Genomic DNA, 26,473 nt, shown 5'->3' with positions numbered 1-26,473 from the left:
CTATTTTATATACCTACTGCTGTTCCACTAGCAGTTACCATAAGCATGCCATCCCTTACTACCTCATAGTCAAGATCTACTCCGACCACTGCATTGGCACCCTTGCGACGTGCCTGCTCCTGCATTTCAGCCAGGGCAATTTCCCTGGCCTGGGCAAGTTTGCTTTCATAGGCCCCGCTGCGTCCACCCACCACATCAGTAATGGTGGCAAAAAGATCCCTTACTATGTTGGCACCCATTATGGCTTCTCCACAAACCAGGCCATAATATTGCTTAATGGGGTTTCCTTCAATGGTGGGGGTAGTGGTAACAATCATAACTCTTCCTCCTCGTTACTAATTTTACTATTACCTACCTTCAGCCACTGCCTTAAAGGCATTAAAGGCTGCTTCAACAGTACGTTCAATATCATTGTCCGTGTGGGCTGTTGAGATAAAGGCAGCTTCAAATTGGGCAGGGGCCAGATAAATGCCTTGTTCCAGCATGCTCCTAAAGAATGTGGCATAGTCATTAGTGTTTGAGGTGGATGCACTGGCAAAGTCAGTTACCGGATGCTTTGTAAAGAAGCTGCACTGTAAGGATTGAACCCGATTTAGGCTTACGGGCACTCCTGCCGCCCTGGCAGCTTGGGCCATTCCCTGGGCCAGCAGGGCAGACCTGCGGTCAAGCTCCTGATAAACACCAGGCTGTTGAAGCTGCTCCAAGGTGGCAATACCGGCAGACATGGCTAAGGGGTTTCCCGAGAGTGTGCCAGCCTGGTAAACCGGACCGGCAGGTGACACCATCTGCATTATTTCCCTGGAACCACCATAGGCACCCACAGGAAGTCCCCCACCAATTATCTTTCCAAGGCAGGTCAGATCAGGCATAACATTGTAGTAAGCCTGGGCACCACCATAGCTCAGTCGGAAGCCGGTAATAACCTCATCAAATATTAGCAGGGCACCATGTTTGTTACATAGCTCCCTAAGACCTTCCAGAAAACCATTTGCCGGGGGAACAACACCCATATTCCCCGCCAAAGGCTCAACTATAATACCGGCAATATCATTACCAGCCTCGGAAAAAATTTTCTCCAGAAGCTCCATATCGTTATAACGCGCATTTATTGTACTCCCTGCAATATCCTCAGGCACCCCAGGACTTGTGGGTACTCCATGGGTTAAACAACCAGAACCTGCTTTAATAAGTAAAGAATCATGGTGTCCGTGATAACAACCCTCAAACTTAACAATCTTGTTCCTTCCGGTATAGGCCCTGGCCAGGCGAAGAGCACTCATGGTGGCCTCTGTACCGGAATTAACCATCCTTACCATCTCAACTGACGGGAGTGCCTCGCATACCATTTGAGCTAAAGTTAGCTCCAAATCCGTTGGTGCACCGTAGGTAGTTCCCCTTTCCAGACAGCGCTGGATGGCGTGGATCACAGCGGGATGGCGATGACCTAAAATCAATGGACCCCAAGAGCACACATAGTCAATATATTCATTTCCGTCCACATCCCAAATACGTGAACCATTGGCTCTGGCTATAAAGGGTGGGGTAGTTCCCACAGACTTAAAGGCACGAACGGGACTATTAACTCCTCCTGGAATGTAATGCTGGGCCTCCTCAAACATTGCTCTGGATTTTTGATAGCTGGGAGCCATTTGGTAACCTCCTAGTCCATGAAATATTTCATGCTGCTTTTCTTTAATTCCGCAACACTAAATAATAGGCGATATTTTGCAATGCCTATGGCTTCTGCTAGTTTTTTAGCTGTTTTCTCACATTCTTCACGGTTATGACCATGAATCATGGTATAAAAATTATAGGGCCAATCAGGTGCCGTCTTTCTCTGGTAACAGTGGGTCACCTCGGGTATACCGGCCATTTGGCTACCAATTTCCTCTATTCTGTCCTCCGGCACTGACCAGACGATCATGGCATTGGCCACAAAGCCAACTTTACGGTGTCTAAGGGCCGCACCAATCCTTCTCAGTACCCCTTGCTGCTGAATTGCGTGGACCCTCTGAATAAATTCTTCCTCGGAAATACCCACCCGACGGGCTAGTACTTCAAAGGGTCTGTTCACCAGGGGCAAGCCCCCTTGCAGCTCCATAATTATCTGCTTATCAATCTCACTTAATGACATATTCTCCCCCGTACTATTCTTCTTTATCTTTTACATTGAAACTTACCAGTACCTTAAAAAATCTTTCAGAAGGAAGATTGATCAATTCATCTATTCCTGACTTTTCTTTAATTTCCTGAAGAATTTGTTCCACCTTTTGGGGCGATTGGGCTAAAATAGTAAACCACATATTGTACTCATGATCACGCAGATAATTATGGGTAATGCCTATATAGCCGTTAATTATTGCAGCTACTTCATCAATGCGATCAGGAGGAACCTTAATGGCACAGAGGGTTCCCTTGTAGCCTAGCTTTCTGGAGTCAAAAACTCCACCCAATCGGCGAATTATATCATTACTCATTAGCTGTTCTAAACGATGCAAAACATCTTCCTCGGTTGTCCCTAGCTTTTCAGCCAAAACCCGATAGGGTTCAGTACAGATGGGGAAATCCGTTTGAATTAAATTTAATAGACGCCTGTCTGTGTTGTCTAACTGCATTTAATACCCCTTTCGACCATGGAACAGGCACCAGGGTTCTTCGGCCATATAATCACCATGGTAATAATGTGCCCGGGCCCGGCAACCCCCGCAGATTTTTTTATAGCCACAGGTGCCGCAGCCACCCTTATATTCGAGGGTCCTTAATTCCTTCAAAACAGCATTATTCTGCCAGATATCCACAAAGGAGGTATCCCGAACATTGCCCAGGGGAACATTTAGATAGGCACAGGCCTGAACATCTCCCTTTGGACTTATAATACAGTAGGCTGTCCCAGCTAAACAACCCCTTTGAAAACGGGTATTTACACCAAGCTGCTTGGCAATTCTCATAAATTGAGGCGCACAGGTAGGTTTTAGCTCAATATCTACCTGCTTCTGCTTTTCCATAATCCTTTTTAGCAGATTTTCATACTGCTCTGCCCGTAAGGATTCCTGTTCTATATTAACAGCCCGTCCGGTGGGTACCAGGAAAAATACATGGTGGGCCATGGCCCCCTCCCTTACGGCCAAATCTGTAAGCTCCTCCACCTCGTCATAGTTCCAATCCATAACTGTGGTATGAATTTGAAAAGGCAAACCTGCCTCCCGGCAGTTGCGCATTCCCTCGATAGCTGCTTGCCAGCAGCCTTCCTGGGCTCTAAATTTATCGTGTTTTTGGGGATCTACACTATCAAGGCTTATGCCTACAGCCATACCACCGGCTTCCTTGAGACGTCTGGCAACCTCCAGGGTAATCAGAGTGCCGTTGCTGCCAAAGACCGGCCTCAGACCCTTTTCCCTGGCGTGGGACACAAGCTCATAGATATCCGGCCTCATTAAGGGCTCCCCGCCGCTGAAAATCATAATCTTAAAGCCTGCCTCGGCAATTTGGTCAATAAGCCTCTTGCCTTCCTCTGTGGTTAGCTCATCCTCTGCCTTAACGCCGGAATCACGGTAACAGTGGGCACAGTAAAGGTTACAGGCATTGGTGGTATTCCATGAAATAATCATTTATTAGCCCTCCTTAAGCCACCGAGCCACATCCATTGCATGATAAGTGATAATGATATCGGCACCGGCCCTTTTAAAGCCAACCAGTGTCTCCAATACCACCTTTTGTTCATCCACCCAGCCCATTTTTGCTGCCGCCTTGACCATGGCATATTCACCACTGACATTATAGGCAACCACCGGGCAGCTAAACTCGTCTTTGACCCGGCCAATGATATCCATATAAGCCAGGGCTGGCTTGACGATTACTAAATCTGCACCCTCCTCAAGATCCTGCCTGGTTTCCCTCAGGGCCTCATCACCGTTGGCAGGGTCCATTTGATAGGTCTTCCTATCACCAAATTGGGGAGTAGAGCCGGCAGCCTCCCTGAAGGGTCCATAATATGCTGAGGCATACTTAGCAGAGTAAGACATTATGGGTATATTGGTAAATCCTGCTTGATCCAGTTTCTGTCTGATGGCAGCTACCCTTCCATCCATCATGTCGGAAGGGGCAACCATATCAGCCCCAGCCTCAGCATGGGATAGGGCAGTCTCGGCAATTAGCTCCAAGCTGGAGTCGTTATCTACAGTATTACCAACTATCAGACCACAATGACCATGGCTGGTATATTCGCATAGACATACATCCGTAATTACTAATAGCTCGGGAAATTTTTGTTTTAATGCCCTGACTGCCTGCTGGACGATACCATCCCTGGCATAGGCCCCGGAACCAACCTCATCTTTTTCCTCGGGAATACCAAAAACCAATATCCCAGGAATGCCGGCTTCAGCTACCTTGCTAGCTTCCTCTAGAAGAGTATCTATGGAGAGATTATAGATTCCTGGCATACTGGCTACTTCCCGCCGCACTCCTTGCCCGAAGGTTACGAAAACCGGGTAGATTAAATCATCCAGGGAAACCTTATTTTCCCTTACTAATCTTCTAATATTTTCACTGCCCCTTAGACGCCGATGGCGCAGCTGTGGAAAACTCGTCATGGCACAAACACCTCACATTCAAACCTTAATTCCTATTTCCTCATCAGTCAGATAGCAGGCGGGATCTTCTGCCCAAAAGTCTCCATGCACCGCTTCAGCCCTGGCCCGAAAATTACCATTGCAATAATTTAGCCACTGGCAGCGGGCACAGCGCCCCTTTAGTAACGGCTTTCGATCCTTAAGCCCCGCTAAAATTGGATTGCTTAGGTCAGTCCAAATATCACCAAATTTCCTCTCCCGTACATTGCCAAAACGGTGGTTTCGTGTAAACTGATCCGCATGGACGTTACCTTCCCAATCCACCTCACCAATGGCAATACCTGTTCTGTTTCCCCCATTGCGGGATAGCAGCTCTAAAACATGCTTGGCTTGTTCAGGGTTTTCTTCAAGTAATTTTAAATATATATATATGGCATCGGCGTGATTATCCACTGTTAGTATTTCTTTATTTAAACCCCGCTTATGGAAATCCAAGGTTCTCTCAATGATTAAATCCAGGGCTTCCCGGGACTCCCCATGGCTAATATCTTCCTTAATCATCTCACTGCCACGTCCCGAGTAGACTAAATGATAAAAACAAACTCTAGGTATATTTTCCCTTTCAATTAAATCAAATATCTTATCTAATTCCTTGTGGTTATGCCGGTTAATGGTAAAGCGCAGGCCAACCCTCTGACCCACAGCTAAACAGTTCCTGATACCTGCCAGGGCTGCCTGGTAGGCCCCCTGCCTGCCCCTAAATATATCGTTAACCTCACCGATTCCATCAAGGCTTATTCCCACATAGCCTACCCCAATATTTTTTAGCCTTTGGGCAACTTCCGGGGTAATCAAGGTGCCATTGGTGGAAATTGTGGTTCTAATACCCTTCATCTTTGCATATTCAGCTAATTCAAAAAAATCTGGACGCACCAAAGGCTCCCCACCTGAAAAGAGTAACACAGGCACATTAAATTCGGCCAGGTCATTAATAAATTCCTTGGCTTCTTCGGTATTTAGCTCGCCGTACTTCTTACTATCGGATTCTGAATAACAATGACGGCATTTCAAGTTACAGGTGCGGGTAGAATTCCAAACTACAACAGGTCCATGCCCAGTAACGGCACCATGTACCTGTCCCCGGGAGCCCTGGGCATATCGCAGACTGTCTCCAAAGTTTTCCGTTCCACAAAGCAGTTTACTAATACCGATCATCTAGCTCCCACCTTTACTAATAGTATAATTCCATAAAATTTAATCCGGTCGGGAGAAAGAAAGGACTCCCGGCCGGTAGGTTTGTTTTATTACTTCTGTGAAAAATGGGTAATAATAGCTTCTACTAAGCCAGTTATGGTATATTCACTGGCTTCCAAATCCACCCGCAACCCCAGTTCCCTGGCAGTACGGGAGGTGATAGGCCCAATACTAGCCACCACAACATTTTCCATCAATGCCTGCAAACCTTCTTCCCCTACTAGTTTAACAAAGTTTTGCACTGTGGATGAACTAGTAAATGTAACCACATTGATTTCGCCACTGACAAGCCCTTCCCTTATGGCAGCTGCATCCCCATCTCCCAAAATTGTATGGTAGGCAATTACTTCCTCAACCTGGGCTCCCATTTCTTCTAAGGCTTTCGGGAGTAGTTTTCTGGCAATGTCAGCCCTAGGTAGCAATACCCTATCTCCAGGAAGAACCTTTCCCTTTAAGCCCTCGACAATTTCCTCAGCCCTATATTCACCGGGCACATAATCTACCATTAGTCCCCGCTTTTCCAGTTCTTCCTTGGTTCTCGGACCAATGGCACAAAGCCTGACATCTGTTAAATCCCTAATGTCTTTTCTTTTGGCCAACATCCTATCAAAAAACATTTTTACTCCATTGACACTGGTAAAGATTACCCAGCGGAAGGAGCGCACATCTGCTATGGCTTTATCTAAAGGACCCATATCTTCAGGGGGTGCTATTTGAATGGTGGGAAATTCCCACGCTTCTCCCCCTAAAACTTCAATAGCCGAAGACAAAACACTAGCCTGCTCCCTTGAGCGGGTAACTATGATGCGTTTACCAAAAAGGGGCCTATTTTCAAACCAGGCCAATTTATCCCGAAGTCTGACCACTTCTCCTACTACTATAACAGCAGGGTTTTTAAAGCCGGCCTGGGCAGCCTTTTCATTAATATCTGCTAAAGTTCCTGTAATTGTTCTCTGTTCAGGCCTGGTTCCCCAGCGAATAAGGGCCACCGGTGTGTCCACGGCTCTTCCATACTCCATTAGTCTGGCGCATATGCCGGGCAAATTTCCCATGCCCATTAAAAATACCAATGTGCCGGCTCCGGTAGCCAGCTTATCCCAGGCAATACTGGAATCATCCTTATGGGGGTCCTCGTTGCCGGTTATGATGGCCAGGGTAGAAGTATAACCCCGGTGAGTTACCGGAATACCAGCATAGGCTGGAACAGAAATGGCAGAAGTAATTCCCGGCACAACCTCAAAGGGCAGGCCATTTTCAACCAGTAATTCAGCCTCTTCTCCACCCCGTCCAAATACAAATGGGTCGCCACCCTTTAACCTGGTAACAACCTTCCCTGCCCTTGCAAGATCAACAAGCAAGTGATTTATTTCATCCTGAGTCATGGCATGACGGTCAGGAGATTTACCAACATAGATTCTTTCTACACCGTGCCTGGCATAGGACAGCAACCTTGGACTGGCCAGACGATCATAAACCAGAACGTCGGCCTTGCGAATGCACTCCAATCCCTTTACTGTAATTAGTCCCGGGTCTCCGGGTCCTGCTCCAACTAAATAAACAATACCTTTAGCCATATATCATTCCCCTGACCTAACTTTTTGCAAAATTTCCTTGCCACCCATAGTAAGTAATTTCTCTGCCACCTCTATACCCAGGGCCTTAGCTCCGTCTATTTCTGCTTCCCCCTGGGTTCTAAGAACCTGACTGCCGTCCAGTGTAGACACCAGCGCAGATAAGGTTAACCTTTTATTTTTTACTTGTCCGTAGGCCCCAATGGGTACCTGGCAACCTCCCTCAAGGTGCCTTAAAAGGGAGCGTTCCGCATCGGTAGCAACCCTGGTTTCAGAATGTTCAATGGTCTTTAGCATTTCCAGTATATCCCTGTCATCCTCACGGCATTCAACTGAAATTGCTCCTTGACCAACGGCGGGCAAGCATATATTAAAAGGAATTATCTCAGCAATCATATCTTCCCATCCCATTCTGATAATCCCTGCCGCAGCAAGGATTATTCCATCGAGTCTTTCTGCAGCCAATTTTTTCATTCTTGTATTTAAATTTCCCCTGAGGGATTCCAATTGGAGATCCGGGCGGTAGCTTAGCAGCTGGGCGCAGCGTCTTAGGGAGGATGTACCTATTCTTGCACCCCTGGGAAGCTGCGAGAGTTTCCTGCCATCTTTAGAAACAAGGGCATCCCCCGGGTTATCCCTTTTACATACTGCCCCAATGGTCAAGCCTTCAGGCAATGCTGTGGGCATATCCTTTAAGCTGTGAACTGCAAAATCTATTTCCTTGTTTTGCATGGCTATCTCTAGCTCTTTGGTAAAAAGTCCTTTGTCACCAATTTTGGCCAGAGCCACATCCAGCATCTTATCACCCTTGGTCTTCATCTCCACCACTTCAAAGGTAACTTCGGGATGCTGCTTTTCCAATTGCCCTATAACCCATCGTGTCTGCCACAGGGCCAAGGCACTATCCCGGGTCCCTACGGTAACTTTACGTCTCATGGTAGCCTCCCAAAATTTTATTCCTTAGATCCGCTCTCCATTGCCTTTGCCGTATGGACATGGTGCCAGTCGGTACAGTTGGAGCCGGATATCATCTTTTTCCTTATTGGTTCAAGTTGGGAATTATTCTGGGTTCTTTGACCCTCAACTTCTAAATTAAAAAGATTTTGCAAAATTTCAGTATACAAGTGTCCCTCGGGGGTAACTGCATACTTCTTCAGTTTAACTACCGGACTATGAAGAAGCTGGTTTACAATGGAATTAGCCAGGGACCCAATAATCTTTTTCTCCCGGTCATCTAAATCCCCTAAACGGTTAAATGCCCTGGAAAGTTCTCTCTGTTTTATCTCTTCGGCTCTTTTTTTCAGAGCCGTAATTGTAGGCACAACAAATCTGGTGGAAAGCCAGCACATGAAGGCATCCAATTCTTCCTCGATAATGCCGTCAGCTACTACTGCAGCCTTCCTGCGCTCAGCAAGATTAGCGTCAACTACATTTTGCAGGTCATCCACATCATAGAGGGTAACCCCTTCTATCTTGTCTACCTCCGGATCAATATCCCTGGGAACAGCAATATCCACCATCAGGATGTTTCTATTACCCCTTTGCTCCATTACCCTTTTCATATCCGGGGACTTAATAACATAATGGGAGGCAGCAGTACTGGATATAACAATATCTGCCTGGGTCATATAGTGAAAGAGCATATCAAATTTGACAGCCCTGCCGTTAAACTTTTCGGCAAGCTGTACCGCACGGTCATGGGAGCGATTGGACACAATAACGCTGGATACCCCGTTGGCCACCAGGTTTACAACCGTCAATTCACTCATTTCCCCTGCACCTATCACCAAAACCGAGCAACCTATTAGGGATTCCAGACTCTGTTTTGCCAGTTCAACAGCTGCATAGGGTATGGAAACGGGGTTTTGGTCAATTCCGGTTTCAGTCCTAACCCTTTTGCCGGTGGTAATAGCCTGCTGAAACAGAGTATTTAACACCACATTGCTGGTATTTGCCTCCAGGGCCATTTCATAGGTTCTTTTTACTTGTCCTAGTATCTGAGTCTCACCTAAAATCATTGAATCTAATCCAGCCACAACTCTGAATAAGTGCCGGATAGCATCATATAAGGTATGGGAAAAGGTGTAGTTTTTAATATCGGAAATATCTAGCCCAGATTTTTCAGCTAAAAAGCCCCAAACCGAACTCATTCCCGTATCCAGCTCCACAGGTGCAATATATATCTCTGTCCTGTTACAGGTTGACAGAATAGCACACCCATCAATGCCGGGAAGTGCCTGAAGCTTTGTCAGCCACTGGGTTATGTTGTACTCTGGAAAGGATAGTTTTTCCCGCACTTCCAGCGGGGCGGTGCGGTGGTTAACTCCAATTACCGCAATAAGCATTTTTCAAGCCGCTCCTTTACCTGGTCATACTTTTTCATCTTTAGTAGCTCCAATATGTCTGATTCTACCAGGTCATTAAAAATCGCCTTCCTTTGAGCAATGTCATCCACATTGCTCAATACCTGGCGGCGTACATCGGATAAAAGCTCTATAAACTCAGCATATTCTTGGCCATATTGAACCTCCAACTGCCTTCTAATCTTTGCAGCCAACAGTGGGCTTGAACCACCTGTGGAGACAGCTATGGTTAATTTGCCCCGGCGAACCACAGATGGAACCTGAAAGGTCCCTTTATCAGGGTCATTTACAACATTTACAGGCAGATTTAGTTCAACACAATCCTTACTTATCTGGTTGTTTACTTCTTGACTGTCTGTGGCAGCAAACACCAGGCAAACTCCTTGCAGATCCTTACGCTGGTAGTTTCTTCTCACCAACATAAGCTTACCTTGCTCAGACCAATCTTTTATATGTGGAGTAACTCTGGGGCTCACCAATATTACATTGGCCTGACATGCCAAAAGTGCTTCTAGCTTTCTTTCTGCAACCAGGCCACCGCCAATTACCAGACATGGCTTATTTCCTAAATCCAGGAAGATAGGATAAAGATTACTCATAATAACGCTAGTTTAGAACCTCCTGATACCAATAAAGTCGGCAATCTGATAAAATACCTGCTTTATAGGTTTATCCGGCAAATAACTAAGATTATTTTTTGCCTTGTCTATATATCTGCGGGCAGCCTCGAAGGAATAGTCAATACCACCTGAAGCCTTAATTATATCAATAGCTTCTCTTACTTGTTCATCGGTTTTTTCTTTTATTTCTACAAGTTCTTTTAGTCTCTCCCGTTGGCTGCTTCTTTCCAAGGAATAGATCACAGGCATAGTCAAAATGCCCTGGCGCAAATCGCCCCCAATTGGTTTACCTAACTTTTGTTGTTCTGCAACCATATCAAGAATGTCATCAGTTATTTGAAAAGCCATACCTATTTGATGGCCAAATCTGTACAGCCTGCGTGCTTCCGACTCGGGTGCCCCTGCTGCCACTGCACCAAGCTGGCAACTGGCGGCTATAAGCAGAGCTGTCTTTCGCTCAATACGGTAAAAATAGTCCCGCCAGTTTTGGCTGGCACTGTATGCAGTAGAGATCTGGTGTATCTCACCCTCACACATTTTTACACTGGTTTCTGCCAACACTTTGGATATTACAGGATTTTCATAGTTTGATATTAGCACCAATGATTTGGCAAAGAGGTAATCTCCCGTATGCATGGAGATTTTGTTGCCCCAATTAGCTTTTACGGTAGGGGTTCCCCGCCTGGTTAGAGAATCATCCACTACGTCATCATGAACCAGGGATGCCATATGTATTAATTCCAGGGCCACCGCTAAGGGTAATAATTTATCTAAGCTATAGTCATAAAGCTTCCCTGCCAAAAGTGCAAAAGCCGGACGCAATCGCTTTCCTCCGGCATCTAGCAAATGCATGGAAGTTTGAGTTAAAAGCGGGTCTCGGGATTGGACAACGGACTTAATTTCACGCTCAACCACCCCCAGATCGTCCCTTACCTGGTTAAAAAAATCTAGCATAATCTAATCTGTCACCTACTTGATTAGGTTATCTTACCAACCTTAACAGGTACTTATTCGCCGATAGTTAAAAAATTCCTCCCCATTATACAATTTCTGCACATAATGTAGCTTATAGTATTTTTTCATTAAAGGTAAATTTTTATCCTAGGAGGAAAATATAACCTTAAGGGTGAATTACAGTTTTATAGTAACTCTTCAAAAGGAGAGATTTGAATATGACAAAGAGATTTATTATAAAAAAAGAAATGCTTGATGTGTTAGATCCAGAAACCATGCGAGACTATGTTAGCAATATTCTACAGCACATCGAAGACTGTCAGGGTAATCACTCACTTCCAAATTTAGAAAGTCTAGGGCAGGATGTTCTGAAAACCTCCTTTGAGTTTGGCCTTGTAGACATAAACAGCGGTTGCTCCGGCTGCTCCGGTGGATGCCCCACAACAAAGGAAAAAACTCCTGTTTCTAACAAGAGCGGTAAAGTAATACCCTTTAAGAAGCTACACTAATCTAGGATTAGCTATCCTTCCCTTTGGCAGGATATAAATATTTTACAAGCATTAAATAATAATGCCTGCTTAAGGTTGCTTCGTAATTCGTTGTATTATATAATGTAAAAGCACTTTGTAATTTTCTGCGAAAAATATTGAGACTATCTTTTCGCAGCAATGGGGGTGGATGGTGCCTGGTGGTGCTCCTGGTCTTCAAAACCAGTCGTTGGGCAGTGTTCCTGTCCATGGTGAGTTCGATTCTCACACACTCCCGCCAGTATTTTCAAGGCTTCCGAGAAATCGGAGGTCTTTTTTGTTTGGTGCGAGTCAAGGTTTTATCCCACATAATTACTATTGGGGTGACATTTTCCCACAGTTTTACACAATTTCACAAGGAATTTTAATACTCTATTAATGTTTGTCCTGTAAACTATACTTAATTCACCACCTCCTCTCATTAATTAATATAGATGACACCTTCGGGAAGCGTTGCGTTTATCGCAGCGTTTCTCGTTTTATTTAGTCATAAATCTCAAAAGGACTTAACCATGGTCAAATGGCTAAGTCCCGCTTGTATATACCCATTATTCGCTTTCTAAAATTAATTTATATAAACCGTCCATATCATTTACTATAATTTTATTTCTTGATTTCTCTATAATTTTTTCCTCAGAAAGTTTCTTTAGTATATTGCTGGTTGTAACCCGATGCAGTCCAGAAATATTTGCTAATTCTTGGTGTGTCAACTTAATATCTATTAAGTATTTATTGTCAGCTAATTTTTTACCATTCTGATGAGCCATTAGATAAAGCAATTTAGCCAAGCGAACCCCAGGGTTGCTAGTACATAGGTCCTCAATTTGATTTGTTATTACCCGAACCTTTTGGGCCAGCAGTTTATATAAAAACAACATTATATCGGGATAATCAGAAATATGCTTCAAGAAAAAATCCAGACTAAAGCTATAAACAACGGTATCCTCAGCGGCAGAAATGATATGTCTGCTTGGCTGCTTGTGAAAAAAGGGTACCTCGCCAAACACATTTGGGGCATTTAAATACCAAATTACTTTTTCCATCCCAACACTGGTTATGGCACTCATTTTTACCTGACCAGTTTGCAAAAAATAGATGTTCTTCACAACATCTCCAATATCAACAATTAGTTCTCCATCCTTATATTTTATGGGCTCACCATACTTTAGAATAGGTTCCCAGTTTGGTACCTCGATGGAAATCATTGGAGAAGCCAAGGCCATCAGGTATAAGTGATCATTATATGTTGAACTCTTTATAGGATCACCTCCAAACTTTCATACTTTTTGATTCTATTATAACCCTTGCTGGAGCATAACTTCCAAAAGATCGCACCTTGGGGCAGGGATTAAATCATCTCCTGCCCAAGTGTGTTCTATATACTATTTATTGGTAGTTAATATTTTAAGGCATGCCGATCTTCTTTAGATTAGCTCAAGCTTTAATCATACGAAGAATGGCAGGCTTTTGCTGCAAGCCCTTCATCCTCTCTACCTCTTGTCCATCCTCGAAATAGATCATAGTGGGATAGCCACCAACACCATATTTTTCTACTGCTTCCTTGTTCACATCATAATCTAGCATTACAATTTCTGTAGCATCAATTCCTTTGGCTACATCCTTCAAAACAAAGCTTAACATTTTGCAGGGTCCACAGGTCTTAGAATAGAAATCCACCAAGACCTTGCCCTTTTCAATTATTTCCTCTAATTCTGCACCATTGATTTCTCGAACGGTAACTGCCATATCAAACAAGCTCCTTTGCTATTTCAGTTTTTCAATATATTTTGCTGCAGCTTGTGCGGCAATTGCCCCGTCACTACAGGCAGTAATGACTTGTCTTAAATGCTTGCTGGTAATATCACCCGCTCCATATATACCGGCTATCTTTGTGGCCATATGCCCGTCGGTTTCAATATACCCATGGGCGTTTAATATTCCCAAGTCTCTAAAGGCTTCTGCCGTAGGCTCCAAGCCAATGTATTCAAAGGCCCCAGCCCCTGGAACTGAAATTACTTCGCCTGTCCGGGTTGACTCCGCCTTTAGTCCCTCAAAGGTGTCATCACCAAGGAACTCAGTAATTTTATAATATTCATAGACTTTCACATTCGGCAGCGCCCTTAATTTATCACAGGCAGAAGGATCCGCTGTTAAATCGAAAAGCGTCACAATGCTCACCTCTTCTGCCAGGCCTGCCAGATATATTGCCTCTTCAACGGCAGAATTTCCGCCACCGATGACAATAACCTTTTTACCTTGATAGTGGGGACCGTCACATATGGCGCACCAACTAATGCTAGTTCCTGCAAACTTAAATTCACCTGGGACTCCAAGCATTCTCGGTTTAGTTCCGGTGGCAATAATGACTGTCGTTGCTTCAAAGGTTACTCCTTCTTCACAAATTAGTCTTTTCTTTGACCCTTCTAATTCTATAGCTTTTACTGTCCCATAATCAAATGTGATCCCCAACTCCTGGGTATGCTCAAACATTTTAATTGCCAGCTCTGCGCCATTAATGCTTCCCATACCAGTATAATTTTGAATTTCAAAAGTATTTACAATTTGTCCACCTGGTGCCAGCTTGTCAAGTAAGAGGACCCGCAAATTAGCTCTGGCAGCGTATATAGCTGCTGTCATACCAGCTGGGCCTGCACCCACAATAGCTACATCATACTCAGCCATTTCATCTATACTCCCTTCTACAATAGACACCAGCAATTAGCTATAAGGGATATCACTGTGTCTAGCCACAACAACTAACCAAATAGATAGCCTTGATAATTCCTTTAGAAGTCGATAGTTATACCTGTATGATATTTTTTATCATCAACCACAAGGTAAACCTCTAAGGAGCCAGACAGACCTTCTTTGTTTACGTAATATTCTACAACTCTGCTGTCGTCTTCCTGAAGGAAGGTTCCCACACACATTGCTGTAAATGGCTTTTTGGTGGTAGGGATGTAATATTGATGTTTTGCTTCGTTATTTTCCAAGACAAGCATAACCACTTGCCCCTTTTCAAAGCTACCCTTAAAGGCCAGTCGATCCTCTTCCAGGGCAAACTTTGGCTTATATCTTTCTGGAATTATGAGACCGGTATCTTCTACATCGGGGATATCAGTTGAAAACTCTTCGGTAACACCCAGACTTCCTAACTGTGATCCTTTCCCAAGAACAAGAGTTTCTTGCTTTGAGTATAGAGACATCTTCTCTGCCCTGTAGTAGTTAGCAGGTAAATGCATTTCATAAACCACCTGGTCATCTAACAGTTCCACAGTGATCGAGTTCAGCACCACCAGGGGATCATTTGTATCATACTGGGAAGCTAGTTTATCTGAAGCCACTCCATCGTAATTCACAATACCGCCGGAATGTACCAGATAATGTCCTTCACCATAATATTCAACATTACATATATAGGGAGAGAAGAATTCCGAGCCCCTTTCTTTTCCATACTGCCATACTTGCTGGATAGTCATGTCTGTGGTGTTGATTCTATAGCGGACACCACGGGAAAAATTGTCCTTGGCTTTCAAATATTTGTCAGGTGATTTTGCACGGTAATGTCCATTATCAAACACAAATATATCACCGTCAGGCAGTACCATACAAGCATGCTGCTCATACTGCCAATCAAACTCCGTTTGACCCACAGGTTTAAAGAAATATCTATTAACTAAATCTTCCGGCCAACCCTCTGGGTCCCCGATAATCCAGTTCAGTTCACCTGTTTCATAATCAATATTGATGATAATATCCTGATGTCTCCCCGACAAGGTCAGTGAATGGGTTTTTTTATCATACCAAACAGCATTATTGTGAAACCAGTCATACTCAGTCCAACTGCCTGATTTGCCAACTGTTTGCGGAAGAATTTTTTGGTAGTCCCACTCTTTAAGAATTTTACCTGTTTTTCTATCGACCAGTACTGCCATATCTTCAACAGTACCCCGCTTGAAATCTTGTGAAAGAATTATGAAATTGCCATCCTCCAGTTCAAGCTGGTCATGATGATAGCCTCCTGGAAGTCTATATTCCTTGTACACCTTCCCGGTCAGACTCATTTCAATAACACCTGTAGTATGATAGGGAGGGGCAACCAGCCTATAAGAACCAACAAGAATATTACCATTAGATATCCTCTTTAAGTCAAAAACAAAGTTTAAGGTTGTGTACCAGCGGCAATCACCCTTATAATCATAGGCCGCGTCATAGGCATAGCTTGTTGGAGTAACGAAAATAACATTGTCTTTCAGATATTCCGAGGTTGTCTCAATTTTTGTTGGTAATTTTACTTTGTTAGGTAACGGTTCGGTTTTGATTTCCAGCACCTTTTCTTCTCCCGTTTCCAAACATAAAGATATTTTATTATCATAGTCGCCATACAAACCATAGATAGGCAAATGATGAATCTTGCTTTTAGGAAAAGTATGTGAAATATCCCCTGCAGGCTCCTTTCCTTTAACTGTGATGGTGACTCCCACTTCCTCATCGGTACGGAACATTACCAGTGCCGACAAAGGAGCAATTATATAGGGATTAACCTTGACATAGGGATTTTGAAAGGTATAGTCACCGGTATCAAATTCCTTTAGGAATTGTCTTTCCGCTTCATACTGCTCATTAATGATATGATTTACCCTTTGGAGTGTAAGCCTCTCATTCATTACATATCCTCCATTCATTATTTGTGTGGGATTGCACAATAATTTTAGATAGTTTGCTTGCAATATTCCGGAGAAACAAAAAACAACGCCGATTGGTGTTGTTTTTTGTTGTTTAGCGCACCATTTTACACAAGGTTCATAAAATCTAGTTAAACAAACCTACGAATTTCCAATAAGGGTAAGCAATTAGTGCTAAGAAAACTGCACTTAGAATAATCCTTATCGCCAGTACTTTAATCATATTTTTCAATGATATATAACCAAACCCGTAGATAAACATTAGAAGTGCATATTCATAGGGGAACAAATACTGGTCTAAGCCTTGCAGTAAAGCATAAACTATCGGCACCGGGTTAATCCCGGAACTTATGGCCATCTCGGCGATAGGAACGGTAAAGCTTGCCGCTGCCGCCAGGGGAGTTAATACAAAGTTCATCATTACCCCAAAGAACCAAACGGCCAATATGGTATACAGCTCGCTGCCTGTTAGGTAAGGAAATAAAGTCTTTGCAAGCCACGAACCTGCTCCACTTGCCACCGCCGCTGAGCCAATGGCCATGGTTCCGGTAATGAAAAATATCATGCCCAGCTTTACTTTACCTAACTTTTCGTTATTCATTAAATCAATCTTGGGTAAAAAACAAATGGCGGCAATGGTCATAAATATCCAGGCGGCATCAACATTATGAATCTTGTCTGTTACTAGGGCGATTAAAATTACTCCCATCAAGCCTGCAACTTTTTTCTCGTCGACAGTAACTGGCCCTAACTCCTTATAACGCTGATTTATCAGTTCTTTGGCTTGTATTTCTTTTTCCGGTTTTAGCATCAATAATACAATGGCCAGAGATATAAAACTCCAAAGGGTGAAAATTAACCAGTTATAATAAGCATACTGAGACCATGAAATTGTTTCTCCGGCCACCTTAGCCACCAAGCCGGAGGCCATAATAATATGACTACCACCGGTGAGGTAAGAGAATGCCGGGTTAGTTACGGCAAAAAAAGCAGTAATCATTACCCCGGAAGCAGCCCGGGATTTGGCCGGTAGGTCTAAGGCTTGACATATACCAATGGCAATTGGTGTCAAAATGGCCATTTTACCCATGGCAGTGGGGATAAAGGGGGCAAGAATAATACCTGCTAGGGTAAGGCCAACCAGTGTCCCCGTATAGGTTGCACCCATCTTTAAAATTGTCCAGTAAGCAATTCGTTTAGCTAGGCCTGTACCAATGAGCACCGCACCAAAAATCATACCGCCTACAACTACCCAGGGGATGGTTGTGGTCCATGGTGAATATACTACGTTGGTCTCAGCTATTTTAAATATTAGATAAAATACCGGTAGCATTAGGGCTACTAAGGTTTCGGGCAGCGTACTTAGCACCCAGCTTAGGACAGCCCAGGCAGTTACCGCAAAAAATACCTTGATTTCTGGGGTGAAGGTCTCTGTTGCAGGTATTAAGAATATCAACGCTGGCAACACGAGGTTGATTAGCCATTTTGACCATAAATATTTGTCAGTCTTTTCTACAACCCCTTGCTCTACCACAGGGGTAGAAACACCGTTTGTGCTCATATTTACGTCCTCCTGGTCAGCGGAAGATTACCATAAAAAAATCCCCGCCGCAAATTTATTTGGACATTCACTTCAACATTATTAGAATGATAACAAAACCAAATGTGTATCTAAATGAACGGACTATCAGAGTTCCTACCCTGTATGACCTGTATTTTAATACCATCCTCCTTTGTTTTTGCACAATTAACTAGTTATTGTGAACGTTCTTTCTATCATTATTATAAATAAAACAATTTTACTTTTCTGTAAACACAACTACAAAAACATCACTTTAGAACAACTTTGGTCATTTACCGGACAAAATGTTAAAAGTGGGCAAATATTTGTCACAAATTAGAGTATTTTCCATAAAATTAATATTAGGATTATGGAGAGGAGGATCTACCATGGGTGGATATGGAACCGGAGGATTTGGAGGCAGTAACTCTTTTATTGTTTTCTTAATTCTCATCCTATTGTTATTTGGCCAAGGTTATGGCGGCTTTAGTGTAAACAAATGAAAATAGTAATTCCCCGGCGGTGCCGGGGCTTACTTTTCCTTACAATCTAACTGGAATAACTTACCTCTCAATAATAAACTATAATTGTACGAATATATTAGTATAACCCCTCCTATTTTTTGATAGGCCTAGGATATTTTTACATCTAGGCCTATCTTGTTGCTCTTTTTAAATTAAGCTAAACTACGGACTATTTTCAGTATGTCTTCAGGAGAATTAGCCATATAGTCCGGCCCTTCTTTGTTTGCCATTTCTATTATGTCATATCCCCAATCCACCCAGATTATTTTTACTTTAGCTTTTTTACTGGCCACAATATCCCTTAACTCATCTCCAACATATATGGCCTCACTAGGTTTTAGCCCCTTAGCACTTAAGAACTTATTAATAATTTTATCCTTGCCAAAAATATTATTAGAGCAAAGAATATCACTTACTTCAGTTATTTGTTTTTTGTCAAGAAAAGCTCTAATATTCTTCTCAGCATTTGACGATATAATGGCAATTTTGTATCCACTAGCTGCCAATTTTGATAATAAATTATTAATACCCTCTATCATAATCAGTTCTTTATCAGATGCTTCATACAATTTATAAATTTCCAAGGCAAAAAAGGGCAGCCTATATAGGGGAAAGTTGAGATACTTACATCTCTCGGGTATGGATAACCTTCTCAAAGGCTCAATATCCTCTGTTTTTAGCAGCTTAAACTTATATTTGTTAGCAAGTTGATTGTAAACTGAAATGAAAACCTCCTTTGAGTCAACCAAGGTTCCGTCAAAATCAAAGATTATATATTTAATCAAATTATTTCTCCTCTTTCTTTTATTCCTTACCACCATCTTTAAGAAACCCCTGGTGAATAACCAGGGGTTCAGTTTTCGAAAAACTACTTATATTCGGGTTTTAATAGTGTTTATAAGGAAAAGCTACTATAATATACTACTCGGAGGCTAAATTAATGAACGAATTGCTAATCAAGCTTTTCACATGTCCGATTATAGTCTTGGGTGCAGATTACTTTATAAATCAAGTTCACTACGTATCCCCTTACCAAGCAGTCATTACAGGCTTAATAATTGCCATAGTTGCTTATTTTATTGAGCTTAATCTCTTAGGACCCGGAACAATCTTGTTGGATACTTTTTTAGATTTCTTATTGGCAGCTATTGTAATATATTTGTCATCTTTTGTATTTCCTGGCTCATTCATTTCTTATACTGGCGTTTTGCTAACTGCCCTTGCAATTACAGCTGTAGAATATTTCCAACATGTATGGTTAGTATCAGTTGGTTATAGGGATATCCCCTAGCAGCTTACACAATGGTCTTTTTCAATTCTATCCACTTTTCCCTCTGAAATGATTCAATTTGTTCCGGTTGAACACCAAAATATCTTGAGATATCCTGGACCTCTACCTTTGGCGGGAATTGACGGCGGTTAAGCCCTCCATATTTTCTAATATTATACTTACCCCATAAATATAATATCATAAAACTGCATCCCGCTATAAAAAGGGTGATGGCAAAAACCTTTATAGTATCAAGTATATGAGGGAAAATTACCAGCTCGTTAACTATAAAGGATAGGTTAAAATACCATAGTAGCAGAGAAAGAATAATCTGCGTCAAAAAAACCACTATATACAGCCAGCCTAGTGTGGTTACTAAACTCTCCAGAACCTTTAATACTCCCCTTTGCCTGCCATCTATAATCACGATATCCCAATCCCCCTATCCGGGCTATCCCACACAGCAAATTGACGTCTTCTATTGCTTGCCAAGGCCTTGGGAATAGCCCTTATCACAACCAAGGCATTAATATACCAGTAGAAAATTGGGTACCATATTGCCCAAACATAATATTTTAACAATCCTTTATCGTAGGCTCTATCAATTATCATTGCTATCACAAATTGCACTAGACATAATAACGCTAAATAAGAACCAGACCAAAAAACAGGGTAAATAAAGGTCTTTGTTGTGATCATTTTAAGGATAAAAGTAATTGTAACAACTATCCAGGAAATGGACCAGCATATACTTGCCAATTGTTCTAAATATATAGGAATTAGTCTTTTCTGTCTCCAATCTAGAAATATATTTCCGTGCCTTAGTAGAACCTCTATTCCCCCCTGTGCCCATCTTACCCTTTGTTTCCAAAAGCCTATCAGGGTCTCAGGAACTAGCATCCAACATATTGCCCTTGGTTCAAAGCGAACATCCCAGAATCTCTTTTGAAGTTTCCAGGTTACACCTATATCCTCTGTAATCACATCTCTATCCCATAATTCACAATCAAGGAGGGCACTCTTGCGAAAGGCTACAATGACACCTGATACCGTCATAACCTTTCCCAGAATTCGCTGTGAACGCTTGATTAACCCAATAATGCTTGAAAACTCACAAAGTTGTACCTTTGACAATAGTGAGCTGCGGTTTCTTACTCTCGGATTTCCTGTTACCGCCCCAACCCTTTCTCCAAAGCGGGGAGTTGTAAAATGGGGCACCATATAGCTAAGGGCATCAACATCCAGCAAGGCATCAGCGTCAATACCAACGATAATTTCTCCCTTTGAGGCTATTAGTCCCAAGTATAAAGCATTTGCCTTGCCGCTGTTTTGATGTAAATTAATTATTCTAAGCCATTGATACTCTTCTTCTATTTTTTTTAATACATTGACAGTCCCATCTTTACTTCCATCATTAATAACTATTACTTCATAGCTTGGATAATTTAAATTATCTAAATGCTTGATGGTCTCCTCGATGGTAGCCTCCTCATTGTAACAAGGTATTAAAATAGATACCAAAGGAGTCTCAATGAGCGGCGGGGAAGCTTGTCTCTCTCTTCTCATATAATATAAAAGCCCCCCGATGATCCACATAGTGCTCATTACTAGGGGGTACCAGAAGACATAATGATATAGTATATTAAGCATCTTTTTCTCCTGCATCATAGTTAAATGTTTTTTTTATAATTTTAATTGTAACCTTTCAACTTGAACATTAAAATGAATAAATCTTTGTTAATTAGCTAATTTATGGGTGTTTAATCTAAGGGAACTAACAAAAAAATAATGCCTGGCTTACTCCAAGCATTTAAAGCTGTATTATATCTTTTCCAATTCATCTAAGTCCCTGGCTAATAATTTAATCTCAGTTCTTAATTGGCATTCCTCAATTTTTAATCGCCTAACTTCAGACCTAACAGTCATTAGCTCTTTAACCAGTTTGTTTAGAAGAGTAAGTTTTTGTTTGTGGCGGTAAGAATTAATATCGGTAATCATAATAATATTATTCCCATTTTATAATATTTTATCCAATTCATCCGATGCCCTGTTTATTGCTTCCTTTAATGAATCTTCCCTTTCCTTTAATTCAAAAAAATAGAAGTAATCAGATTGTTGTCTCTGATGAAGGCTCTTCAAAAAATTCACATCAACACCTTCAGGGACATTAACGATCATGGCCTGATAATTGGGTAAATTTAAATCTCCGAAATATTTGAGGTATTGTCTTACCTCAAGTAGTTCCTTTACCAGGACATTTAATCTTTTCAATTGACAGTGTTTACGGTAATCCCTGATATCAGTTACCATTAAATATCACCTATTAGGTCTTTCGACATTTAGGGATTGTTTCCTGCATCATAGATGATACGTCTTACATTAAACAATGGGAAACAAAAATACTATTTACCAACATATATCTTTTTCCAAAGATCCCCACTACAAATATCTTTGATTAGTATTTGGCTGTAATTCTTTTTGTTACTAAAACCATTTAGGGGATAGTCACTTATATTGAAACAGGGTCTGTGAGCCTCATGGGTAAAGGGCTTCTGTCCATGACGCTGGCATTCCATTAGCCAAAGTCTGACTAACTCATCCATGCCTGTATTTACCAGTTGGGATCTTAAATCCTGGGCCCTTTCGGAGCTCTCTAAACACACAAAACTTTGACAGACCAGGGATCTTGCTAAATAGTTTGAACATATCTTCTGGGTTTGGTTTAGAAAGGAACATGCTCCTTCCAATGTAAAGCCTAGGCTTATATCCACAACTCTACCCTCAACATAAATATAACAATACTTTTTTAAAAATTCTAAGAGTAAATTTTCTGAACCTAGTTTTAGCTCCTTGCTTGAAGTCTCGATATATTTAAATACATCTACACTGGTCAACGGTATCCTTTCCCAGCAGCATTCGTCACACCCACGGCAGGGTGATGACATATTCGTATCTATAAAGTTGTTTAAGGCATCTAAATAATCTTGTACCGTTGCACTAGGGTCCAATATTTCAAGATCATATCCTTTACTCCCCGAGTCCTTAAATACCTTTATTGACATATTGCTCCCAGCCTTCTTTCTAAACAAGTATTAGGAATTTTGTTTGAGTGAAATGTGGAATCTTAGTAGGGTCCCACTGATAGTATATAATATCAGTCAAATCGGCAAAATAAGCCTCTAAGATTGTCGAGAAACTGCGCTGATCTTTCTTCTTTTATTGTGATTTATTAATCATTTCCTTTGACCACCTGGGTAAAATAACTACATAAATTATACTTTGGAGAGTGACGATGATCTATCGTGCAAAATCCCTTTGGTTTGTACTTTTATTATCTGTGATATTTTCACTTTTGTTTTTTCATTTTCTTGGTGACTATAATTTAACATTTGAAGGCCTACAATTCCAGGTGGAGACCTCATTATACATTCGTGGAATTACGCAAATAGAAGTGCCCCCCCTTGGCTTAGTGAGGGCCCACACCCACAGAACTCCGGTAATGCTAACGGTTAGACTTAATAATATTGATTTAGACCACTTAAGGCACATTCTGGAGGAGTCCCCGGATCAAGCTCAGTTAACCCAACAGCTTGAACTAAGGGTGCGACAAGAGGCTACTCGTTATGTAGCTATGCTGGTGCTTATTGCAATTATTGCTGGACTTTTGGCCGCATTTTTCATGCGTTCCAATAAGCCTGAAGATTATTTTAAAAGTATCTTTGTTTCCGTTGCTGTGGTTGCTTTCTTGTTAACGGCAACCTATAAGGATTATGATGCTAATCAGTTTCGTAATCCTGAGTTTGAAGGGGTTTTAAAGGTTGCACCCTGGATGATAGGCATTGCCGAGGAAGCCATTGCAAAAATTGACACCCTGGGGCGCAAGCTGGAATTAATAGCGGATAACTTTAATAAGCTTTACCAACAAATAGATGAATTACAGCCCCTGGAAACTGCTGCGGGAAACATTAGGGTACTTCATGTTTCTGACATTCATAATAACCCTGCTGCCATACAATTTATAAGCCGGATGTCAGAGATTTTTTCAGTGGATCTAATAATAGATACGGGAGACATCAGTGACTTTGGTACCCCTTTGGAGGGGCTATTATTAGAAAGCATCAGGGATTTGCCCGTTCCTTATTTATTTATCGCAGGAAACCATGATTCCCCGGATATCATCAACAAATTAAAGGAATTTAGAGGCAATGTCTTGGTAGCTGAAAATCCCGTTGAAATCAGTGGTCTTCGCATAGCCGGGTTTCACGATCCGGTATCAGCCTCCAATGTAATCACTCCTGCAGCGCCAGATATGGTAAGCAAACATATTGCTGAGATTAAAGAGTTTATTAAGGCTGAAAATGAGCATAAGCCTATAGACATTATTGCCGTGCATAGTCCCTATGTAGCCCAGCCCTTGGCCGGATTAGCACCAGTTCTGGTATTTGGTCATAATCACCAGTTTGGGGTTAGTACAGCTAATAATAGTGTACTGGTCAATGCCGGTACCACTGGTGCCTCTGGCCTAGGTACTCTGCAGGAAATAGAGAGACGTCCCTACTCAGTAATGCTGCTTCATTTCTATGTGGATAGTGAGGAAACACGTCTGCTGGCAGTAGACTCAATCAGGGTAGACAGTGTGACATCGGAATTTAGTATGCAAAGGCATTTATTCGGCACTGCTCCAGATGAACCTGAAAATACGCAAAACCCAAGTTCTTAGTTGGGTTGATCCAAAGAAAAATAGCAGGGCTATTGCCCTGCTATTTTTCTTTGGAGCGGAAGACGGGATTCGAACCCGCGACCCTCGCCTTGGCAAGGCGATGCTCTACCACTGAGCCACTTCCGCATTAACAAAGTTAATATAGCATATTCTGGCTGGACTTGTCAAAATATATTTATAATATTTTACCGATGAAATTCCTCTAACGCAAATATTTACCGATTAATATCTTATTCTAATACTATTAAAGTAATCATAGGTTTAAACATAACAAATTAAAAGGGGGCGATAATGAAAAACTTAAGCATTCCCTCCCGGTATTTGCAGGAATTTTATAGAAGACATAGAACTGAAGATAGAATTCAAGGAATAGTATAAAAGGAGGGTATGCTAATGTACAGTAAGTTATTAGTGCCCGTAGACGGTTCAGACAGAGCTGCCAAGTGTTTGACCCACACAATTGAGTTGGCCCAAAAATTGGGAGCGAAAGTTACTTTAATGCATGTTGTTCCAAGCCTTCCACCCTATGTTAACACATCCGTTGACCGACTAGGTCAGGCACAGCAATCAATAATCGAAGAATTAATGAGGAATGGTAAGGAAATGCTTGAAGATTTGCTTTCCTCGGTGGCCGGAAAGGGTGTTGATGTGGATTTATACACTGTGATGGGGCAACCGGCAGATGAAATTTTAGAGAAGGCCCGTGCGGAGAATTATGACCTAATAGTAATTGGCAGCCGTGGTTTAGGAGAGATAAAAGGTTACTTAATGGGAAGTGTCAGTAACCGTGTTTCAAGGCACGCTTCTTGTCCGGTTTTAATAATCCGCTAATACAATATAAAATTATGATAAGGCACGCCTAAACCTTCAGGCGTGCCTTATTTATTAACTATAACTTTTGTAAAATAATATTTAGGCTAGCTGGAAAGCTAGACTCCAGGGTCCTACTATCCTTAGGCTCTGTTATTACTGTGGAATTATATGAGCCGGGGTCTGGTTCCTGGGTCGAATATTTTACAATCAAAGTACTGTCTTCTATAACTAATTCTTCAATTCTAACTTCATAACCACTGGAAGGCTTTTCCCCCCAAGTTAGCTCTACTTCACGGTTTCCTTCTTTATTTACTAGTATTTTTGCCGTTACCTCTTCGTTCTTTACCTCTATCAAGCCGGATAATTTCTTGACTATGGCTTCAAATTCCCTTGGTGTGACATGCTGCTTTGGTTGAAACTTTCCTTCTTTTAGTGTCATAACATTTGATCCTACTACGGTCAATATATCATTAATGGCCTCTGACCTAGCCTGTGCAAGATCCTTTATGGAGCTGCTATTAACGCTATTATCCTCTAAGCTGTTCTTTGCTTTATTTCTCAATAGACCACCCAGCATTTGGGCCATTTCTTCCCTATTTATCTTATCTGAAGGCCGAAAACTTCTTTCAGAGGTATCTACGGCACCATTATATCCTAATATCATTATTGCTTTAGCAAAAGATGAGCCTTGTGAAACATCATCAAAGAAATCGGAGACCTCTGGGGCCTTGAAAAATCTGTATGCATCCAGGTTTAAATCAAGGGCATTAACAAGCTTTTCCGCAGCTTCACCCCTGGTAATATGTATTATTTCAGGTTTTTTAACTTCAACCGGGCCGGGCTTTTCTGTTGCTGTAGATATAACTTCAGACTCCTGCACCAACTGCTGAACTGGAGCTTTTGCTATTTCATCTGCTTGCCCTAATTCTATTGGCCAACAGACAGCGGAACCTAATACAAAGGCCCCGAGGAGCATGTAACTGATAAGCTTTTGCATAAATTTCCCTCCTCGAATATATTGACGTATGGGCCAAGTTTAA

General features: G+C 42.0%; 28 protein-coding genes and 2 tRNA genes. 5 read left to right on the top strand and 25 right to left on the bottom strand.

The window, feature by feature from the left end; translation table 11 throughout:
• Window positions 1-5: 5 nt before the first annotated feature.
• From P6N53_RS01950 to P6N53_RS01895, 12 genes are all read right to left on the bottom strand, one after another.
• Entirely contained in the window at window positions 6-317 is a 312-nt protein-coding gene (locus P6N53_RS01950; RefSeq protein WP_304540734.1) for a YbjQ family protein, read from the bottom strand.
• A 30-nt stretch (window positions 318-347) separates the two neighbouring features.
• On the bottom strand, window positions 348-1,649 hold the full coding sequence (gene hemL / locus P6N53_RS01945; protein ID WP_304540732.1) for a glutamate-1-semialdehyde 2,1-aminomutase: 1,302 nt from the start codon (window positions 1,647-1,649) through the stop codon (window positions 348-350).
• Window positions 1,650-1,660: 11 nt separating this feature from the next.
• A complete protein-coding gene (ahbB, locus tag P6N53_RS01940) occupies window positions 1,661-2,134 on the bottom strand; it encodes a siroheme decarboxylase subunit beta (RefSeq protein ID WP_304540731.1) in 474 nt (157 codons plus the stop codon).
• 13 nt (window positions 2,135-2,147) lie between these two features.
• Window positions 2,148-2,615 carry a siroheme decarboxylase subunit alpha gene (ahbA, locus tag P6N53_RS01935; RefSeq protein ID WP_304540730.1) on the bottom strand — a complete coding sequence of 156 codons (468 nt, stop codon included), beginning with the start codon at window positions 2,613-2,615 and terminating at the stop codon, window positions 2,148-2,150.
• Window positions 2,616-3,608 carry a putative heme d1 biosynthesis radical SAM protein NirJ2 gene (nirJ2, locus tag P6N53_RS01930; protein WP_304540727.1) on the bottom strand — a complete coding sequence of 331 codons (993 nt, stop codon included), beginning with the start codon at window positions 3,606-3,608 and terminating at the stop codon, window positions 2,616-2,618.
• 3 nt (window positions 3,609-3,611) lie between these two features.
• Window positions 3,612-4,592: a porphobilinogen synthase gene (gene hemB / locus P6N53_RS01925; protein ID WP_304540725.1), complete on the bottom strand. Its 981-nt coding sequence runs from the start codon at window positions 4,590-4,592 to the stop codon at window positions 3,612-3,614.
• 18 nt (window positions 4,593-4,610) lie between these two features.
• A complete protein-coding gene (gene nirJ1 / locus P6N53_RS01920) occupies window positions 4,611-5,786 on the bottom strand; it encodes a putative heme d1 biosynthesis radical SAM protein NirJ1 (RefSeq protein WP_304540723.1) in 1,176 nt (391 codons plus the stop codon).
• Window positions 5,787-5,875: 89 nt separating this feature from the next.
• Window positions 5,876-7,399: a uroporphyrinogen-III C-methyltransferase gene (cobA, locus tag P6N53_RS01915; protein WP_304540721.1), complete on the bottom strand. Its 1,524-nt coding sequence runs from the start codon at window positions 7,397-7,399 to the stop codon at window positions 5,876-5,878.
• 3 nt (window positions 7,400-7,402) lie between these two features.
• Complete coding sequence (gene hemC / locus P6N53_RS01910; protein ID WP_304540719.1) at window positions 7,403-8,332, bottom strand: hydroxymethylbilane synthase; 930 nt, start codon at window positions 8,330-8,332, stop codon at window positions 7,403-7,405.
• A gap of 17 nt (window positions 8,333-8,349) precedes the next feature.
• Entirely contained in the window at window positions 8,350-9,741 is a 1,392-nt protein-coding gene (gene hemA / locus P6N53_RS01905) for a glutamyl-tRNA reductase (RefSeq protein WP_304540718.1), read from the bottom strand.
• A complete protein-coding gene (locus P6N53_RS01900; RefSeq protein ID WP_304540716.1) occupies window positions 9,726-10,358 on the bottom strand; it encodes a precorrin-2 dehydrogenase/sirohydrochlorin ferrochelatase family protein in 633 nt (210 codons plus the stop codon). Before P6N53_RS01900 ends, hemA begins: the two co-directional genes overlap by 16 nt.
• A gap of 12 nt (window positions 10,359-10,370) precedes the next feature.
• A complete protein-coding gene (locus P6N53_RS01895; RefSeq protein ID WP_304540713.1) occupies window positions 10,371-11,333 on the bottom strand; it encodes a polyprenyl synthetase family protein in 963 nt (320 codons plus the stop codon).
• 218 nt (window positions 11,334-11,551) lie between these two features.
• Between P6N53_RS01895 and P6N53_RS01890 the strand changes: the two genes are divergently transcribed.
• Together P6N53_RS01890 and P6N53_RS01885 are read left to right on the top strand one after the other, a co-directional pair.
• Window positions 11,552-11,842, top strand: a complete 291-nt coding sequence (locus P6N53_RS01890) for a hypothetical protein (RefSeq protein WP_304540711.1) — start codon at window positions 11,552-11,554, stop codon at window positions 11,840-11,842.
• Window positions 11,843-12,003: 161 nt separating this feature from the next.
• Window positions 12,004-12,101: transfer RNA gene (locus P6N53_RS01885), tRNA-Sec, on the top strand.
• Window positions 12,102-12,408: 307 nt separating this feature from the next.
• On the opposite strand, the gene P6N53_RS01880 is transcribed toward P6N53_RS01885, so the two are convergent.
• The 6 genes from P6N53_RS01880 to P6N53_RS01855 all read right to left on the bottom strand — a co-directional run bounded on the left by P6N53_RS01880 (window position 12,409) and on the right by P6N53_RS01855 (window position 19,415).
• Entirely contained in the window at window positions 12,409-13,065 is a 657-nt protein-coding gene (locus P6N53_RS01880) for a Crp/Fnr family transcriptional regulator (protein ID WP_304540710.1), read from the bottom strand.
• A gap of 229 nt (window positions 13,066-13,294) precedes the next feature.
• Entirely contained in the window at window positions 13,295-13,606 is a 312-nt protein-coding gene (locus P6N53_RS01875) for a thioredoxin family protein (protein WP_304540709.1), read from the bottom strand.
• Between the two features lie 18 nt (window positions 13,607-13,624).
• On the bottom strand, window positions 13,625-14,542 hold the full coding sequence (locus tag P6N53_RS01870) for an NAD(P)/FAD-dependent oxidoreductase (RefSeq protein WP_304540707.1): 918 nt from the start codon (window positions 14,540-14,542) through the stop codon (window positions 13,625-13,627).
• Window positions 14,543-14,646: 104 nt separating this feature from the next.
• Complete coding sequence (locus P6N53_RS01865; RefSeq protein ID WP_304540705.1) at window positions 14,647-16,527, bottom strand: aryl-sulfate sulfotransferase; 1,881 nt, start codon at window positions 16,525-16,527, stop codon at window positions 14,647-14,649.
• 145 nt (window positions 16,528-16,672) lie between these two features.
• Window positions 16,673-18,106: an SLC13 family permease gene (locus tag P6N53_RS01860; RefSeq protein WP_304540703.1), complete on the bottom strand. Its 1,434-nt coding sequence runs from the start codon at window positions 18,104-18,106 to the stop codon at window positions 16,673-16,675.
• Window positions 18,107-18,782: 676 nt separating this feature from the next.
• Window positions 18,783-19,415 carry an HAD-IA family hydrolase gene (locus P6N53_RS01855; RefSeq protein ID WP_304540701.1) on the bottom strand — a complete coding sequence of 211 codons (633 nt, stop codon included), beginning with the start codon at window positions 19,413-19,415 and terminating at the stop codon, window positions 18,783-18,785.
• A 155-nt stretch (window positions 19,416-19,570) separates the two neighbouring features.
• Between P6N53_RS01855 and P6N53_RS01850 the strand changes: the two genes are divergently transcribed.
• The gene (locus tag P6N53_RS01850; protein ID WP_304540700.1) at window positions 19,571-19,921 is read left to right on the top strand and encodes a DUF2512 family protein; all 351 of its coding nucleotides are present in this window, start codon (window positions 19,571-19,573) and stop codon (window positions 19,919-19,921) included.
• 4 nt (window positions 19,922-19,925) lie between these two features.
• Here P6N53_RS01850 and pgaD read toward each other — a convergent pair whose 3' ends face one another.
• The 5 genes from pgaD to P6N53_RS01825 all read right to left on the bottom strand — a co-directional run bounded on the left by pgaD (window position 19,926) and on the right by P6N53_RS01825 (window position 22,962).
• Entirely contained in the window at window positions 19,926-20,327 is a 402-nt protein-coding gene (pgaD, locus tag P6N53_RS01845; RefSeq protein ID WP_304540698.1) for a poly-beta-1,6-N-acetyl-D-glucosamine biosynthesis protein PgaD, read from the bottom strand.
• Window positions 20,324-21,550, bottom strand: coding sequence for a poly-beta-1,6-N-acetyl-D-glucosamine synthase (gene pgaC / locus P6N53_RS01840; protein WP_304540696.1), 1,227 nt, complete (start codon window positions 21,548-21,550; stop codon window positions 20,324-20,326). Before pgaC ends, pgaD begins: the two co-directional genes overlap by 4 nt.
• A gap of 171 nt (window positions 21,551-21,721) precedes the next feature.
• Complete coding sequence (locus P6N53_RS01835) at window positions 21,722-21,898, bottom strand: hypothetical protein (protein ID WP_304540694.1); 177 nt, start codon at window positions 21,896-21,898, stop codon at window positions 21,722-21,724.
• An 18-nt stretch (window positions 21,899-21,916) separates the two neighbouring features.
• Entirely contained in the window at window positions 21,917-22,210 is a 294-nt protein-coding gene (locus tag P6N53_RS01830; protein WP_304540692.1) for an abnormal cell lineage family protein, read from the bottom strand.
• A 92-nt stretch (window positions 22,211-22,302) separates the two neighbouring features.
• Complete coding sequence (locus P6N53_RS01825; protein ID WP_304540690.1) at window positions 22,303-22,962, bottom strand: YkgJ family cysteine cluster protein; 660 nt, start codon at window positions 22,960-22,962, stop codon at window positions 22,303-22,305.
• Between the two features lie 230 nt (window positions 22,963-23,192).
• Between P6N53_RS01825 and P6N53_RS01820 the strand changes: the two genes are divergently transcribed.
• Complete coding sequence (locus P6N53_RS01820; protein WP_304540688.1) at window positions 23,193-24,620, top strand: metallophosphoesterase family protein; 1,428 nt, start codon at window positions 23,193-23,195, stop codon at window positions 24,618-24,620.
• A 51-nt stretch (window positions 24,621-24,671) separates the two neighbouring features.
• On the opposite strand, the gene P6N53_RS01815 is transcribed toward P6N53_RS01820, so the two are convergent.
• A tRNA-Gly gene (locus P6N53_RS01815) sits at window positions 24,672-24,746 on the bottom strand.
• A gap of 267 nt (window positions 24,747-25,013) precedes the next feature.
• On the opposite strand from P6N53_RS01815, the gene P6N53_RS01810 reads away from it, so the two are divergent.
• On the top strand, window positions 25,014-25,451 hold the full coding sequence (locus P6N53_RS01810; protein ID WP_304540686.1) for a universal stress protein: 438 nt from the start codon (window positions 25,014-25,016) through the stop codon (window positions 25,449-25,451).
• A 58-nt stretch (window positions 25,452-25,509) separates the two neighbouring features.
• Here the strand turns inward: P6N53_RS01810 and P6N53_RS01805 are convergent, their stop codons facing one another.
• Window positions 25,510-26,430 carry an S-layer homology domain-containing protein gene (locus P6N53_RS01805; RefSeq protein WP_304540684.1) on the bottom strand — a complete coding sequence of 307 codons (921 nt, stop codon included), beginning with the start codon at window positions 26,428-26,430 and terminating at the stop codon, window positions 25,510-25,512.
• Between the last annotated feature and the right edge of the window lie 43 nt (window positions 26,431-26,473).

The organism is Desulforamulus aquiferis, assembly GCF_030577015.1.
Lineage (GTDB): Bacteria > Bacillota > Desulfotomaculia > Desulfotomaculales > Desulfotomaculaceae > Desulfotomaculum > Desulfotomaculum aquiferis.
Note: the sequence above shows the minus strand (reverse complement) of the source record. Positions and strands in the feature narration are given on the sequence as shown.